The organism is Bradyrhizobium sp. UFLA05-153, from assembly GCF_054185185.1.
Map to the genome: position 1 here is coordinate 82,724 of NZ_JBBIAM010000020.1, position 12,911 is coordinate 95,634.

Genomic DNA, 12,911 nt, shown 5'->3' on the forward strand with positions numbered 1-12,911 from the left:
AACCTACCCCGCGTCCCTGACGCTGCGAAATTCCTTCGCGACCTTGTCGAGTACGAACAGCGATCCCTCCGCGACGCCGAAATAGGCGCCGTGCGTCTGCATCTGGCCGGCGTCGACCGCCTTGCGCACGAACGGGAAGGTCATGAGGTTTTCGAGGCTGCGGAACACCGCGGCCTTCTCGATGCGCTCGACGAATTGCGCCATCGTCTCGCGGTCACGTTGCTCGACCACCTCGCCGGGCTTGATGAACATCTGCATCCATTTGCCGATGAAATCGCCGGGGGTCAGTGGCTCGATCTTGTCGACGAAGGCGCGGATGCCGCCGCATTGCGCGTGCCCGAGCACCACGATGTGCTTCACCTTCAGCACCGTCACGGCATATTCCAGCGCCGCCGAGACGCCGTGCGCATTCTGGTCAGGCTGATACGTCGGCACCAGATTGGCGATGTTGCGCATCACGAACAGTTCGCCCGGCCCGACGTCGAAGATCACCTCCGGCGAGACGCGGGAATCGCAGCAGCCGATCACCATCACTTCGGGTGACTGGCCCTTCACCGACAATTCGCGATAGCGCGTCTGCTCGGTTGGCAGCCGCTGCGTCGCGAAGGCCTTGTAGCCGTCCAGCAAGTGCTGAGGGAACGTGATCATGGCCTATGCCTAATCATATACCGCAGGGGCGAACAAGCCTTTCGAATAGGCAGGCCAGGTGCTATCGGGGCTAGAAGACATTCGAGGAACCCGGAAGGAACGCCAGCATGACCCGTCCGCGCCGCAGCCATCTGTTCATGCCCGGCTCCAACCCCCGCGCGCTGGAAAAGGCCCGCAACCTGCCGGCCGACGGCCTGATCCTGGACCTTGAGGATTCTGTCGCCCCCGACGCCAAGGCGGTGGCGCGGGACCAGATCGCGGCCGCGATCGCCGCGAAAGGCTTTGGCAGGCGCGAGATCCTGATCCGGACCAACGGGCTCGATACGCCCTGGTGGGCCGACGACGTCGCGATGGCTGCCAAGGCGTCGCCCGACGGCATCCTGGTTCCAAAAGTCTCGAGCGTCGAGGATCTCGATACGATCGGCCGCCGCCTCGCCGAACTTGGTGCCGCGCCGACGGTGAAGGTCTGGGCCATGATCGAGACCGCGCGTGCAGTCCTGCATGCAGAAGAGCTCTCGGCCGCTTCGCGTGATCCCAACACGCGCCTCGTCGGCTTCGTGTTCGGACCCAACGACATTTCGCGGGAGACGCGGATCAGGATGCTGGAGGGCCGCGCCGCAATGATCCCGATGATCACCCATTGCATCCTGGCGACGCGCGCTCACGGCCTCGAGATCCTCGACGGGCCCTATAGCGACATCAACAACTCGAGCGGCTTTGCGACGGAATGCGCGCAGGGTCGCGATCTCGGCTTCGATGGCAAGACCCTGATCCATCCCTCGCAGATCGAGGCCTGCAACGTCATCTTCACGCCGCCCGAGGAGGACGTGGCGCGCGCCCGCAAAATCATCGCGGCGTTCGAATTGCCGGAGAACGTCTCGCGCGGGGCGATCCGGCTCGACGGCCAGATGGTCGAACGCCTGCACGCCGACATGGCACGCCGCACGATCGAGATCGCAGATGCGATCGCCGCGATGAGCAAGGGGTAGGGCGTACGCTTGAAGGCGACGTTCGTCTTTCTGACGCCGGGTGCAAATCTTCTGTTCGCGAAGAGTATGCTTGTGACTCATCGCAGAAGGCGGTCCCCGCGCCGTTCGGCGCGCAGGGATCATCGCTCTCGCGTCACCGCCGTAAGGTTCATCGTAAGCAAGACGCCTGGCTTGGGGAGTTCCTGGACAGAAAAAACTGTGCGCGCAGGTCTGTGGTCGCCCATCATCTCGACATAGGCAGCATTCATCGCCTCGAAGTCGGACATGTGCTGCAGGAAGACATTGATGTGAGTAACGTGGCTGAGGTCGGAGCCGACGGCATCGAGCATCACTTCGAATGATTTGAAGATTTGCCGAGTCTGGGCACCTATGTCTCCCACTGCCAAATGTCCTGTCGCTGGATCAACTCCAGCGGTCCCACCAATCCATATATGTTCGCCGACTTTGGCGATGTGATTATAGGGCCCGATCGGTTTCGGCGTGTTCGGCGGTGTGAGTGTTTCTACGCGGGATTTCATCGTCTGCCTCATTTCGTATCTCAGATACCAACTCGCCGGCGGGTCTGAAAGCCGCCCCAACTCGGATTTCTGAGGGGGCTGCCATAGCGGCGCCGCTCGATTGAGATCGCGGATGCGATCGTGGCGATGAGCAAGGGTTGAGGCTGTACCCAAAAAAAGATGCTCGGCCGCCTGACGCCTGCGGCCGGGCAAAGCGGTGGCTATCACCTGTTCGGAATGCGCTCAGGGAGTGTTTGCGGTCGCTGCGTTCCCGGCCGACTTGGCCCTGGTCGACTTGGCCCCGGCCGACCTGGCCTCGGTGGGCGCGCTGCCGGCGGGCGAACTGTCGGTGGGCGTGCCACCGGGCGCTGATGTGGCCGTCGCCACCCATGCCAGCCTGCCGGACCGCCCCAGCCCATGCCGCGCCGCCAATTGAAGCCGCATCGGTACCAGCCGCCGCCACGCCATCCGCCGTTGTACCAACAGTAACGGTGGCCTCTCCAGGTGAACTGGACTGTGTCCGCAAGGCGAAGCTGATCGGCAACCTCGCGCGCGCCCAGTGGTGCGATGAGGCTCGCCTGCGAAGGACCGCCGGTCGTCATGACCGCTGCCGAAGCGGCCGCAAGAGCGAGTACCCATAAAGTCGATTTTCGCATGATTTGCTCCTCGCTCGTGACAGCGCAGGACACGCGCCGGCTGAATGGCCACAGCCGTGTGCTGCAATGTCGGAGTCATAACGCCAGGCAGTCTAGCTAGGCAGCCTTGGACTGAGTTGCGGCTGCGAGGGCATCGCGCAGGTGCTGTTCCTTCTTTTCATCGAGCGAGGTCTTGAGAACCGTTCCTCCCACATCCTTGATCTCGTTGAGAACCTTGTCTGCGGTCATGCTCTGGATCAGCAGGAACAGAACGGCATCTCCCGATTTCACCTTCGCGGCGAGATCCTTCATGAACTGATCTCTGATCCCGAAGTCGGTCAGCGCGCCGCCCAATGCGCCTGCGCCGGCACCGAGAGCCACGCCGATGAGAGGATTCAGGAACACCAATCCAAACAGCAGTCCCCAGAAGCTGCCGCTCGCGGCGCCCGCCATCGTCGTGTTCACGAGCTGATTGAGTTTGACGGAGTCCCCTGTCTTGACCGCGATCACGGCATCATTGATCGCGATCAGGTACTCCTTCTGGAGCTTGAGAATTTTCTGCCGAACTTCCTCTGCTTTGGCTTCGGATGGGTACACGATCGCAACAAGGTCTGACATTGAACACTCCCGTCCTGACTTGAAGTGCTGCCCCTGATCGGCTTGATACGCGCGGTCACGTTTAACACAGACCGAAAAGTCTCTTGTCGGCTGATCGGTTCCATGTGTTCACAAGTCGGAGATGGTTTTGATCGCCCGCGCAATTGAGTAAGCGGGATTGTCTTACGTGCCGTCGAATAAGGGCGTGCCACAAACCTTGCCTGCCCGCGCACCATCAAGATCCGCATTGGCGCCGCCCGCAGCGGCACTCTCGATCACGATGCGCGTTTCGTCCCAGACTGCCACACTCTCGCGACTGCCCGATGGCAGTGAGGGACAGAGCCGGTTTTTGTTCGGGCGTTGAGAGGAGAGGTGATGGATCTCAATCAGATCATCGGCTTCGCGGCGGGATTCGGGACGACCTTCGCCGCTCTGCCCGACCTCATTGCCATGCTGAAGCGGCGCTCCAGCGTCGGCATGAACCCTAGAATGGCGGCCATCACGGGTACTTTCCAAATTCTCTGGGTGATCTATGGCGTATCGATCGGCTCGAGGAACATCGTCATCTGGAATGTGATCGCAGTCTTGACCAATTATCTCACCGTCGGGGCCTACACGTACTTTCGTCGCCAAGAAGCGCGATCGGGATGATGTGGCGCAAGCCCATTTCACTTCGACGGAACCCTGCAGCGGGTGGACATTCCGCGGCTGTCAGAAATCTCCAGGCACCCGGCGAACTAGCCGCGACTGCGAACGGCTGCCGAATAGGGATTTTGAAGCCTTGCTCTCGCGCGCTTAGCAACCACTGAACGAGCAGCACGTTCTGGCAATCTCAAAGGAGAAGATTGGGGCAAACCTCATAGGAGGAATTGATATGTCGCGTTCAAAGCTGGCGCTGATCTCCGCGATGATGGTTCTCTCGATGGGCTTCGTTCTTTGTTCTCAAGACTCTGCCAATGCGGCCACGTTCTGTGCGCAGTTAAGAGGGGCGAAAGCCGCAGGACAACCTGACTGCTCATTTTCGACGCTGGATACTTGCCGCGCGCGTGTAAAGCACAGGGGCGGCGGGCATTGCTATAAACTGACCCAGTAGACTGCTCGTCAGTGCGGCGCGCCGCGGCGGTGCCGCTGACGAGGTTGCGGCCGCATTGCGCACAGACACGGTGCGAGGGCGCGCGGCCGAGCTGCCCTTCGCTGATTGAGGCGGCCGCAGGAACCGCCGGGGAACGTCATCGCGCGATTACTGCTGCATAGCTCTAGCCATAATTATGGTCACCTCAACGTACATTCTCAGCAGGGCGAGGATCACAGTCGGTGCTGACAAAATGAAAGCGATGCGACTTTCCTGAATTCCCAGCCGGCGCAGGTCATCATTGACCAACGCGTCAAGTTGAAGAGGCGCCATTGGCATGCGCTATCCGATTGAGACTGCACCAAAGAATGGGCACACCATCGTGCTCGAGGATGAAGCGAGCGGAAGCTTTGAGGTTGCCCGGTGGTCGACCGAGACCGATGAATGGATCGGCGAATATGGCGAAGCGAGCCAGCTGACGCCATCACATTGGTACCCGTGTTACAGTTTTTACAAGCCCTCGCCGTCCGGTATACCCCTCGCGCGGTCCGCCACCGCGATCGGCTCAACGCTTGCAGAGACCGTTCAGATTGTGCCACTGCACGAGCGACGAGGAACTGCACGTTGGTGGATTGCCGCAATGGTCATCGCAGGTGCGATTGGCGGCGTCTATTTGCAGCGGACAATGCTGAATCCCCGAGGACTCTCCGCCCCCACTGCGCTCGAGGGGGACGTCGCGAAGGTGCGAAGTAGAACCGAGACGACGGGACTGGTGCGTTCACGCGACAGCAGCGGGGCGAGCGAGGTGGTGCAACGACCCAGGCAGTCAATCGAGAACGAGACAGCGGAATTGCGGCAGTCTCTCCAGCAGGAGCACGATCGGGCCGAGTCGCTGGCGACTGAATTGGCACAAGTGCGCCAGGCCATGGAAGAGAAGAAGGCGATTGCAGTCGAAGATTCGCCGGCCGTTAAGCAGTCTGCTGGCGTTGCGCCAGAGCAAGGTGAACAAGAGAACAGAGTAACCGAAACAGGCCGACAACGGCGCCGGGCTGTGAGCCAGAGTGCCGGCCCCAACTGCCAGCAGTATCGAACCTATAATCCATCCTCCGGGACCTACAGGGGCTATGACGGACAGGTCCATACCTGCCAATAGTTGCCGCCTTCGACCTGGCGAATGCTCCCGCCGCGCGTCTAGTGCGGCGCGCTGCCCGTGCGATCCAGCGTCTCCAGCGTTGAGGCGTTCGGGCAATAACCCCCGTAGTTCTCGGCGGCGGTGCCGTCGGCGAGATCGCGGTGGCAGTGCGCCTTTTCGTTGCACAGCGCGCAGAGGCGCTCCATGTCGCGCAGCAGAAGCGGCTGCGCGCGGCCGAGCTGCTCCTCGCTGATGCCGAGCTGCGCCAGCATCTTCGGCAGTTCGTCTGCGGCATGATGGCCGTGACGGACCAGCTCTTCGAGATCATCCGGCGACAGCCGCAGATCGCTCGCGATCCGGTTGAAATCGGAACGATCGAGCTGCCGCATCTCGTTCAGTTCGCGGCGATGCTTCAGCCAGCCGGCAAAGGAATCGATGAGATCCTGAACCACGGGATAGGGTCTGCTCTGGGTGCTCATCTCGACGCTCCATTCGGCGGTATTGAAGGGAGTAGAGCAGACATGCAGGAAATTGCGTTGCGCTGGATCAAATAGGAACGACGAGGCCGCTGATCTCGTGCCCCGGACGCAGCGCAGTGCGCAAGCGGTGCGCTGCTGAGCCGGGGCCCATGCAGGTAGGTGGGTCCCGGCTCTGCGGAGCGGCACTATGTGCCGCACCGCGTCCGGGACACGAAAGCAAAGCTAGATGAACCGCTCCGCCGCCCAGGCATACAGGCTGCCGGGAATCGGCTTCTGGCCGCCGCGTCCCTTGGGCGAGATGTGCAGGCCGATGATCTCGGGGTTGGCGACGAGGCCGAGATAGTTCGACGGCGCGAAGAACAGCTTTGGCTCGGCGTGCACGGCGTAGAACGATTGCTTCGGCAACGCGCAGCTCAGTTCGCCGAAGCGGCGCGCGAGCGCGGTCAGTGCGGCGGGCCCATAGATCGCGACGCGAATATCCGAAAGCCGGTTCGAACCGCCGCGCAGGCGGCGCAGTGCAAACGTCAGGCGATGGCGCAGCGACAGCCAGTCCGGCGTCAGCTCCTCCTGCTCCATCAGCGCCTCGAATGCGCGGACGATGCCGTGCTCCGCCGGCAGATACAGCACGGAGTTACCGAGCTGGCGCGGCCGCTCCCAGGCGAAATAGGGTTTTGCGGGATCGATCTCGACCGGTTTCAGGAGCAGCACATCGGCGTCGAGCCACAGGCCCGCGCGTTGCGCCATCAGCTTCATGCGGAAGAAGTCGCTGAACTGAAGCGTGGTCCAGTCGCGCCAGCTTCCGTCCGGCTGCGGCGGCCGCAGCCTTTCCGAGAACGCGTGCGGCAGGATCGCTTCGGCCTCGGCATTGCCGACACCCGCGGGCAGGCCGGGAATGGTGTCGAAGCTGTAGACCGTGACCTTGTGCCCGGCCGCGAGCTGCGAGCGCAGACAGGTCTGGCGCAGCGCGTCCATCGGGCCATGCCAGAAGGTGACGACATCAGGCAACATGCGCGGAAGCTATAAATGACAAACGCAAGAGGGCAAAGCACAAGAGGGCAAAGAAAAAGCCCCGGCGCGCATCGCACCGGGGCTCGAAACGGAACTAGAGCATGATCCGGAAAAGTGTGAAGCGGTTTTCCGAATAGATCATGCTCAAACAATAAAATCTCAGGCCCAGGCGCGTTCGCGCTTGAGCTTCTCCTCGTAGGTGTCAATCGAGGCCTTCTTCTCCATCGTGAGGCCGATGTCGTCGAGGCCGTTGATCAGGCAGTGCTTGCGGAACGGATCGATCTCGAACTTGACCTTGCCGCCGTCGGGGCCGCGGATCTCCTGGTTGGGCAGGTCGATGGTGAGCGTTGCATTGGCGCCGCGCTCGGCGTCGTCGAACAGCTTGTCGAGGTCTTCCTGGCTGACGCGGATCGGCAGAATGCCGTTCTTGAAGCAGTTGTTGTAGAAGATGTCGCCGAACGAGGTCGAGATCACGCAGCGGATGCCGAAGTCGAGCAGCGCCCAGGGCGCGTGCTCGCGGCTCGAGCCGCAGCCGAAATTGTCGCCCGCAACGATCACCTTGGCGTTGCGGTAGGCCGGCTGGTTGAGCACGAAGTCCGGATTCTCGCTGCCGTCGTCCTTGTAGCGTTGCTCGGAGAAAAGCCCCTTGCCGAGGCCGGTGCGCTTGATGGTCTTCAGGTACTGCTTCGGAATGATCATGTCGGTGTCGACATTGATGATCTTCAGCGGCGCCGCGACGCCTTCCAGCGTAGTGAACTTGTCCATGGTTGCGCTTCCCGGTCAGGTCAGGGGAACGGCTATTTATCGCGATCGGGGCCCAAATCCTAGACCAAATTCAGCAGATAAGGGCTGCGCTGGCGCGGCATCGGGATTTCACCTCTCCGGCTTGCGGGAGAGGTCGCGCCGAAGGCGCGGGTGAGGGCTCTCTCCTCTAGGGGGCTGTCCCATTGCGGGGACACCCTCTCCCCAGCCCTCCCTCGCAAACGGGGGAGGGAGCGCACCGCACTTGCTGCGGCGCTTCAATCCGCCTGAGCCTCAATCGCGGCCATATCGTCGTCCGAGAGGCCGAAATGGTGCCCGATCTCGTGGATCAGCACATGGCGGACGATATGGCCGAGGCTCTCCTCGTGTTCGGCCCAGTAGTCCAGGATCGGCCGGCGGTAGAGCCAGACCATGTTCGGCAGCCGCGCGACGTCACCAAGGCTCTGCTGCGGCAGGCCGACCCCCTGGAACAGACCGAGCAGGTCGAACTCGCTCTCGCAGTCCATCTCGTCCAGGACCTCCTCGGTCGGGAAGTCCTCGACGCGGATGATCACGCCTTCGCAGAGATCGCGAAAGTGCTTGGGCAGGCGCTCGAAGATGTCATGCGCCACCACCTCCATTTCGGCGAGCGAAGGCGCTTTCAATTCCGTCCACATGCCTTCTCTTAGCGCGGGTTCCCCGGCGATGCATCCGGCTTTATGATCGCGGTGAGGTTGACGCGCGTCGCCAAAACGGGGAGCGTACGGCGCCTTGATGGGGACAGTTCAGGTGGGTGGTACGATGCGGGCGGGAACAGCGGCACAGATCTTACTTTGCCAGATCTTACTTTGCATGGGGTTGTTTTCGCTGTTTTTTGATTCCGGTGCGAAAGCCCAGACGACTGGCGCCGAAGTCCGGTTGGCCCAGGCGGTGCCGCCGGATGCGCCGCCGCTGCGCCGCCGGCCGCGGTTGCGCGTGGTGCCCTACGAGACGCCGGACGGGGTCTATCCGCGCTACTATCCCGGCCCGGACGCGGTGCGGGAATGCAACGCCACCTATGTGCAGGAATATCGGCCGAGCGGCACTGTGATCGTGCCGCGCATGAGCTGCTATTGGCGGCGCGGTTGACGCCTCTCGCCTAACGACCGCGCAGCGCGCCGATCAGGCCGACGCCGACGACGAGCGCGGACGCGCCATAGACCAGGATCGCCATCACCGCTTGCGCGAACGGGCTCGCCGTGCCGGCCTCGACGCCCGGTCCCTGTGCGGCAAGCGCCGCCTCCGAGCCGAACAGCGTGACCGTTGAAACAGCAAGGCGAGAAACCGGCAGCCCACCGCGAGACTGTGCCATGATCATCTCCTGCATCTAAAGCATGATCCGGACCCGAAGGGCCGCGTTAGCGCAAAGTGCGAAGCGGTTTTCCGAAAAGATCATGCGCAAACAAAAACCTAAAGCGCGATGACGGTTCATCCCAATTTCATCGCGCTTTAGCCGTCCAGAAGATACGCCGATCATTGACGGTTGGTTTTTTTGGCGCAAACGAAATGCGTTGCGCGGATCTCGAAAGTATCTGGCCGCAGGTCTTTCGCGTTCATTTCCTTCGCGTTCATCTTTGCGGCGCGTTCATTCATATACGATTCAGCCCGTCGCCTCTAGCGTCCTGCTCCGTGACGTCATGCTGAATTGCGTCACACAATCGAGGTCGGAGGAGGACGACATGCAATCCAAGAAGGTCAAGGTGCTCGGTCTCGCTGCCGTCGCAGCGGTACTCATGTGTGCTGTGCCCATTGAGCGTGCGCAGGCCGTGTCCCTCATCAATCCCGGCGCCGCGCAAGCGGTGCAGGATGTCGCTGCTACAACGACGGAAGTGCATTGGCATGGCTGGCACCATCATCATTGGCGCTGGCACCATTGGCATCACCGGCGCTGGTGGTGACGCGTCGATCGGCGGCAAAACAGGCCCGGATAACCGGGCCTGTTTTCGCTTGCAGATGACGTAGTGAAGGCTCCATGCTGGCGGCATGGAGATTGTCATGAAGGCAGCGATCGTGATCGTCGTCGCTTTGGGATTGGCGATGGCATTACCTGATGCGTCGGTTGCGGCAACGTCGATCGCAACACAGCAGCAGGTCTCAGTGCGAACGGTTGATTTCGGCGTGCGGCGTCACGACCGATACATGCGTAGCGTTCGGCACGTACCCTATCAGCCGCACTACTACGCGCGGCCCGTCTTTTATCGGCCCTATCCCTACAGCGTGCCCGCTCCCTTCGTGCTCGGCTTCGGGCCGTGGTGGTGACGGCGCGCTCTAGGTTGGCACAACTGCACACTCCCCCGCGCCGCAGCGATCTTCTGCGTCCTCGTTCATTCATGAGGCATTCACGTCGCTGTCCCTAATTTAATCTTGGGGAGCGACCGCACATGAACAGCGCCCGCCAAGCCCGCCTCTCATTTGGAGACGGGAGCACACAACTGCGCTGTCCAGATTCAGGAGGGTTTGATGCTGAGGAGTGTTGATTCCCGGGCAGGCGTGATCCGCTTGTTCGGGCTTGCGGCCGCGGCAGTGCTGATGCTGTCGGCAGGGGCTGCGCAGCGCGCCGAGGCGCTGACCCCGATCAATCCGGTCGCCTTACCGGCAGCGAAAGCCGCGGCCGATGACATGGTCACGCAAGTCCGTCACGGTGGTGGCGGTGGCGGCCATGGTGGAGGCTTCCGTGGTGGTGGAGGTTTTCACGGTGGCGGAGGCTTTCACGGCGGTGGCGGAGCGCATGTCGGCGGCTTCCATGGCGGCGGTTTCCACGGCGGTGGCTTCCGTGCCGCGCCGGCCTTTCACGGCGGCGGCTATCGCAACGGTGGCTTCCGTTACGGCGGATATCGTCACTATGGAATCTACCATTCCTACTACCGGCATCATTACTTCCACCGGCGCTTCTACGGCGGCTACTATCCCTATTACAGCTATCCGCGCCGCTGCCGGGTGATCTGGACCTATTGGGGTCCGCGCCGCATCTGCCGCTAGCACCATTGGCATCGCTGGCATCACTGGGGCTGGCGGCACCGCTATTGGTGATGTGAGCTGTGGTCATTCCGGGTTCTCGCTTCGCGAGCCCCGGAATGACATCAATAGCAAACAGCTAATCCCTGAGCTTCCAGGATGCCGACTTCCAGCGCATCAGATTGTCGAGCTTCCATTGCCGGAACATCGCCGGCGGCCAGCGGCTGAGGCGCGAGGTTTCCTCGATCACGGGCTTGGCGACGATGCGCAACGGCGCGGCGCGCCGCCGATGCTGGCGCGTCGCATCGCTGACGAGATCGACATATTCCGGTTTGTTGGCCATGGCGTTTTCATCCTCGCGAGCTTGTCGCGAGGATGAAGTCTCCGGCATGCCGCTTAAGGCAGGCTTGCCGGGATCATTAGAAATTGCGCGGGAGTGGCTCAGCGCCAATCCCTGACGTCGACGAAGTGGCCGGCGATCGCAGCCGCGGCCGCCATCGCCGGCGAGACCAGATGCGTGCGGCCCTTGAAGCCCTGGCGGCCCTCGAAATTGCGGTTCGAGGTCGAGGCGCAGCGTTCTTCTGGCTTCAGCTTGTCCGGGTTCATGGCGAGGCACATCGAGCAGCCCGGCTCACGCCATTCGAAACCGGCCTTGATGAAGATCTTGTCCAGACCTTCCGCTTCAGCCTGCTCCTTCACGATGCCGGAGCCCGGCACGACCATGGCGTTGACATGGGCGCTGACGGTCTTGCCCTCGGCGATCTTCGCCGCGGCGCGCAGGTCCTCGATGCGGCCGTTGGTGCAGGAGCCGATGAAGACGCGATCGAGCTTGATGTCGGTGATCTTCGTGCCCGCGGCCAAGCCCATATATTTCAGCGCGCGATGCTTGGAGAGGCGCTTGGCTTCATCCTCGATCTTGTCCGGATCCGGCACCAGGCCGGTCACCGAGATGACGTCCTCAGGCGAGGTGCCCCAGGTCACGATCGGCGGCAGCTTGGCTGCATCCAGCCGCAACTCGTGGTCGAAATGCGCGCCGTCGTCGGAGCGCAAGCCCTCCCAATAGCGCATCGCGGCATCCCAGGCGGCGCCCTGCGGCGACTTCGGACGGCCGCGCAGGAAGTCGAACGCCTTCTGGTCGGGCGCGACCAGACCGGCGCGCGCGCCGCCTTCGATCGACATGTTGCAGACCGTCATGCGGCCTTCCATGCTGAGCGCGCGGATCGCATCGCCGGCGTATTCCAGCACGTAGCCGGTGCCGCCGGCGGTGCCGATCTCGCCGATGATGGCCAGGATGATGTCCTTGCCCGTCACACCCTCCGGCAATTTGCCGTCGACGGTGACGCGCATGTTCTTCGCCTTCTTCTGGATCAGCGTCTGCGTCGCCAGCACGTGCTCGACCTCGCTCGTGCCGATGCCGTGCGCGAGCGCGCCGAAGGCGCCATGCGTCGAGGTGTGGCTGTCACCGCAGACGATGGTGGTGCCGGGCAGCGTAAAGCCCTGCTCGGGGCCGATGACATGGACGATGCCCTGACGCTTGTCGAACTCGTTGTAATATTCGATGCCGAATTCCTTGGCGTTCTCGGCGAGCGCCTTGATCTGCTCGATGCTCTCCGGATCGGGGTTCGGCTTGGTGCGATCGGTGGTCGGCACGTTGTGGTCGACGACGGCGAGCGTCTTTTCGGGCGCGTGCACCTTGCGCCCGGTGGTGCGCAGCCCTTCGAAGGCCTGCGGCGAGGTGACTTCGTGCACCAGATGGCGGTCGATATAGAGCAGGCAGGTGCCGTCCTCGGCTTCGTGCACCAGGTGGTCGTTCCAGATCTTGTCGTACAGCGTGGTCGGTTTGGACATGAGCGTGAGCTCCGGGACTGTTGTGTGAGCGGAAGAGCGCGGGTTACGCGCGGAGCAACAAAATCGTCAGCACAGCGTTCAAGCTGCGCGCCTAAGCTCTGACGTTGCCGCGGTCGCAAAGCGTCCGAAGAACCGGCCAGGCAGCCGCGAGCGATCGTCGATGACGATGCGCTTGATAGGCTCGTTGCTGGTCCGATCTGGAAACATTCTAGTCGTATATAACACAGCGCGACGAAATCGCGAGAGCTTCAAGTTCGTCATTGCGAGCGCA

At 62.3% G+C, this 12,911-nt stretch carries 19 protein-coding genes; 9 read left to right on the top strand and 10 right to left on the bottom strand.

The window, feature by feature from the left end; genetic code table 11:
• Positions 1–3: 3 nt before the first annotated feature.
• Complete coding sequence (locus tag Q2941_RS14715) at positions 4–648, bottom strand: carbonic anhydrase (protein ID WP_027523499.1); 645 nt, start codon at positions 646–648, stop codon at positions 4–6.
• A gap of 107 nt (positions 649–755) precedes the next feature.
• Here Q2941_RS14715 and Q2941_RS14720 point away from each other — a divergent pair, with 107 nt between their 5' ends.
• Positions 756–1,637, top strand: coding sequence for an HpcH/HpaI aldolase/citrate lyase family protein (locus Q2941_RS14720; protein WP_254109514.1), 882 nt, complete (start codon positions 756–758; stop codon positions 1,635–1,637).
• Positions 1,638–1,756: 119 nt separating this feature from the next.
• Here the strand turns inward: Q2941_RS14720 and Q2941_RS14725 are convergent, their stop codons facing one another.
• Positions 1,757–2,155 carry a RidA family protein gene (locus Q2941_RS14725; protein ID WP_254109513.1) on the bottom strand — a complete coding sequence of 133 codons (399 nt, stop codon included), beginning with the start codon at positions 2,153–2,155 and terminating at the stop codon, positions 1,757–1,759.
• Positions 2,156–2,384: 229 nt separating this feature from the next.
• On the opposite strand from Q2941_RS14725, the gene Q2941_RS14730 reads away from it, so the two are divergent.
• Positions 2,385–2,570, top strand: coding sequence for a hypothetical protein (locus Q2941_RS14730; RefSeq protein ID WP_027523502.1), 186 nt, complete (start codon positions 2,385–2,387; stop codon positions 2,568–2,570).
• A gap of 316 nt (positions 2,571–2,886) precedes the next feature.
• Here Q2941_RS14730 and Q2941_RS14735 read toward each other — a convergent pair whose 3' ends face one another.
• Positions 2,887–3,387 (bottom strand): DUF1269 domain-containing protein, encoded by a 501-nt coding sequence (locus Q2941_RS14735; protein ID WP_027523503.1) that lies wholly within the window; start codon positions 3,385–3,387, stop codon positions 2,887–2,889.
• A 354-nt stretch (positions 3,388–3,741) separates the two neighbouring features.
• On the opposite strand from Q2941_RS14735, the gene Q2941_RS14740 reads away from it, so the two are divergent.
• The 3 genes from Q2941_RS14740 to Q2941_RS14750 all read left to right on the top strand — a co-directional run bounded on the left by Q2941_RS14740 (position 3,742) and on the right by Q2941_RS14750 (position 5,591).
• Entirely contained in the window at positions 3,742–4,017 is a 276-nt protein-coding gene (locus Q2941_RS14740) for a SemiSWEET family sugar transporter (protein ID WP_051389775.1), read from the top strand.
• Between the two features lie 223 nt (positions 4,018–4,240).
• Complete coding sequence (locus Q2941_RS14745) at positions 4,241–4,459, top strand: hypothetical protein (RefSeq protein ID WP_156944356.1); 219 nt, start codon at positions 4,241–4,243, stop codon at positions 4,457–4,459.
• A 316-nt stretch (positions 4,460–4,775) separates the two neighbouring features.
• Positions 4,776–5,591: a BA14K family protein gene (locus Q2941_RS14750; RefSeq protein WP_458192897.1), complete on the top strand. Its 816-nt coding sequence runs from the start codon at positions 4,776–4,778 to the stop codon at positions 5,589–5,591.
• A 38-nt stretch (positions 5,592–5,629) separates the two neighbouring features.
• Here Q2941_RS14750 and Q2941_RS14755 read toward each other — a convergent pair whose 3' ends face one another.
• The 4 genes from Q2941_RS14755 to Q2941_RS14770 all read right to left on the bottom strand — a co-directional run bounded on the left by Q2941_RS14755 (position 5,630) and on the right by Q2941_RS14770 (position 8,475).
• Positions 5,630–6,049 carry a hypothetical protein gene (locus tag Q2941_RS14755; protein ID WP_027523505.1) on the bottom strand — a complete coding sequence of 140 codons (420 nt, stop codon included), beginning with the start codon at positions 6,047–6,049 and terminating at the stop codon, positions 5,630–5,632.
• 222 nt (positions 6,050–6,271) lie between these two features.
• On the bottom strand, positions 6,272–7,057 hold the full coding sequence (locus Q2941_RS14760; RefSeq protein ID WP_458192898.1) for a glycosyltransferase family 32 protein: 786 nt from the start codon (positions 7,055–7,057) through the stop codon (positions 6,272–6,274).
• A 159-nt stretch (positions 7,058–7,216) separates the two neighbouring features.
• Positions 7,217–7,822 carry a 3-isopropylmalate dehydratase small subunit gene (gene leuD / locus Q2941_RS14765; RefSeq protein ID WP_027523507.1) on the bottom strand — a complete coding sequence of 202 codons (606 nt, stop codon included), beginning with the start codon at positions 7,820–7,822 and terminating at the stop codon, positions 7,217–7,219.
• Positions 7,823–8,076: 254 nt separating this feature from the next.
• Entirely contained in the window at positions 8,077–8,475 is a 399-nt protein-coding gene (locus Q2941_RS14770) for a metallopeptidase family protein (RefSeq protein WP_027523508.1), read from the bottom strand.
• A 175-nt stretch (positions 8,476–8,650) separates the two neighbouring features.
• Between Q2941_RS14770 and Q2941_RS14775 the strand changes: the two genes are divergently transcribed.
• Complete coding sequence (locus Q2941_RS14775; RefSeq protein WP_458192899.1) at positions 8,651–8,926, top strand: hypothetical protein; 276 nt, start codon at positions 8,651–8,653, stop codon at positions 8,924–8,926.
• Positions 8,927–8,936: 10 nt separating this feature from the next.
• Here the strand turns inward: Q2941_RS14775 and Q2941_RS14780 are convergent, their stop codons facing one another.
• Entirely contained in the window at positions 8,937–9,149 is a 213-nt protein-coding gene (locus Q2941_RS14780) for a hypothetical protein (RefSeq protein ID WP_063621725.1), read from the bottom strand.
• 367 nt (positions 9,150–9,516) lie between these two features.
• Between Q2941_RS14780 and Q2941_RS14785 the strand changes: the two genes are divergently transcribed.
• The 3 genes from Q2941_RS14785 (at position 9,517) to Q2941_RS14795 (ending at position 10,816) form a co-directional block, all read left to right on the top strand.
• The gene (locus Q2941_RS14785) at positions 9,517–9,735 is read left to right on the top strand and encodes a hypothetical protein (RefSeq protein ID WP_027523511.1); all 219 of its coding nucleotides are present in this window, start codon (positions 9,517–9,519) and stop codon (positions 9,733–9,735) included.
• A gap of 97 nt (positions 9,736–9,832) precedes the next feature.
• A complete protein-coding gene (locus tag Q2941_RS14790) occupies positions 9,833–10,096 on the top strand; it encodes a hypothetical protein (RefSeq protein ID WP_458192900.1) in 264 nt (87 codons plus the stop codon).
• Positions 10,097–10,297: 201 nt separating this feature from the next.
• Positions 10,298–10,816: a hypothetical protein gene (locus tag Q2941_RS14795; protein ID WP_458192901.1), complete on the top strand. Its 519-nt coding sequence runs from the start codon at positions 10,298–10,300 to the stop codon at positions 10,814–10,816.
• A 115-nt stretch (positions 10,817–10,931) separates the two neighbouring features.
• Here Q2941_RS14795 and Q2941_RS14800 read toward each other — a convergent pair whose 3' ends face one another.
• Together Q2941_RS14800 and leuC are read right to left on the bottom strand one after the other, a co-directional pair.
• Entirely contained in the window at positions 10,932–11,135 is a 204-nt protein-coding gene (locus Q2941_RS14800) for a hypothetical protein (RefSeq protein WP_458192902.1), read from the bottom strand.
• Positions 11,136–11,233: 98 nt separating this feature from the next.
• Positions 11,234–12,640 carry a 3-isopropylmalate dehydratase large subunit gene (leuC, locus tag Q2941_RS14805; protein WP_027523515.1) on the bottom strand — a complete coding sequence of 469 codons (1,407 nt, stop codon included), beginning with the start codon at positions 12,638–12,640 and terminating at the stop codon, positions 11,234–11,236.
• Positions 12,641–12,911 lie beyond the last annotated feature (271 nt).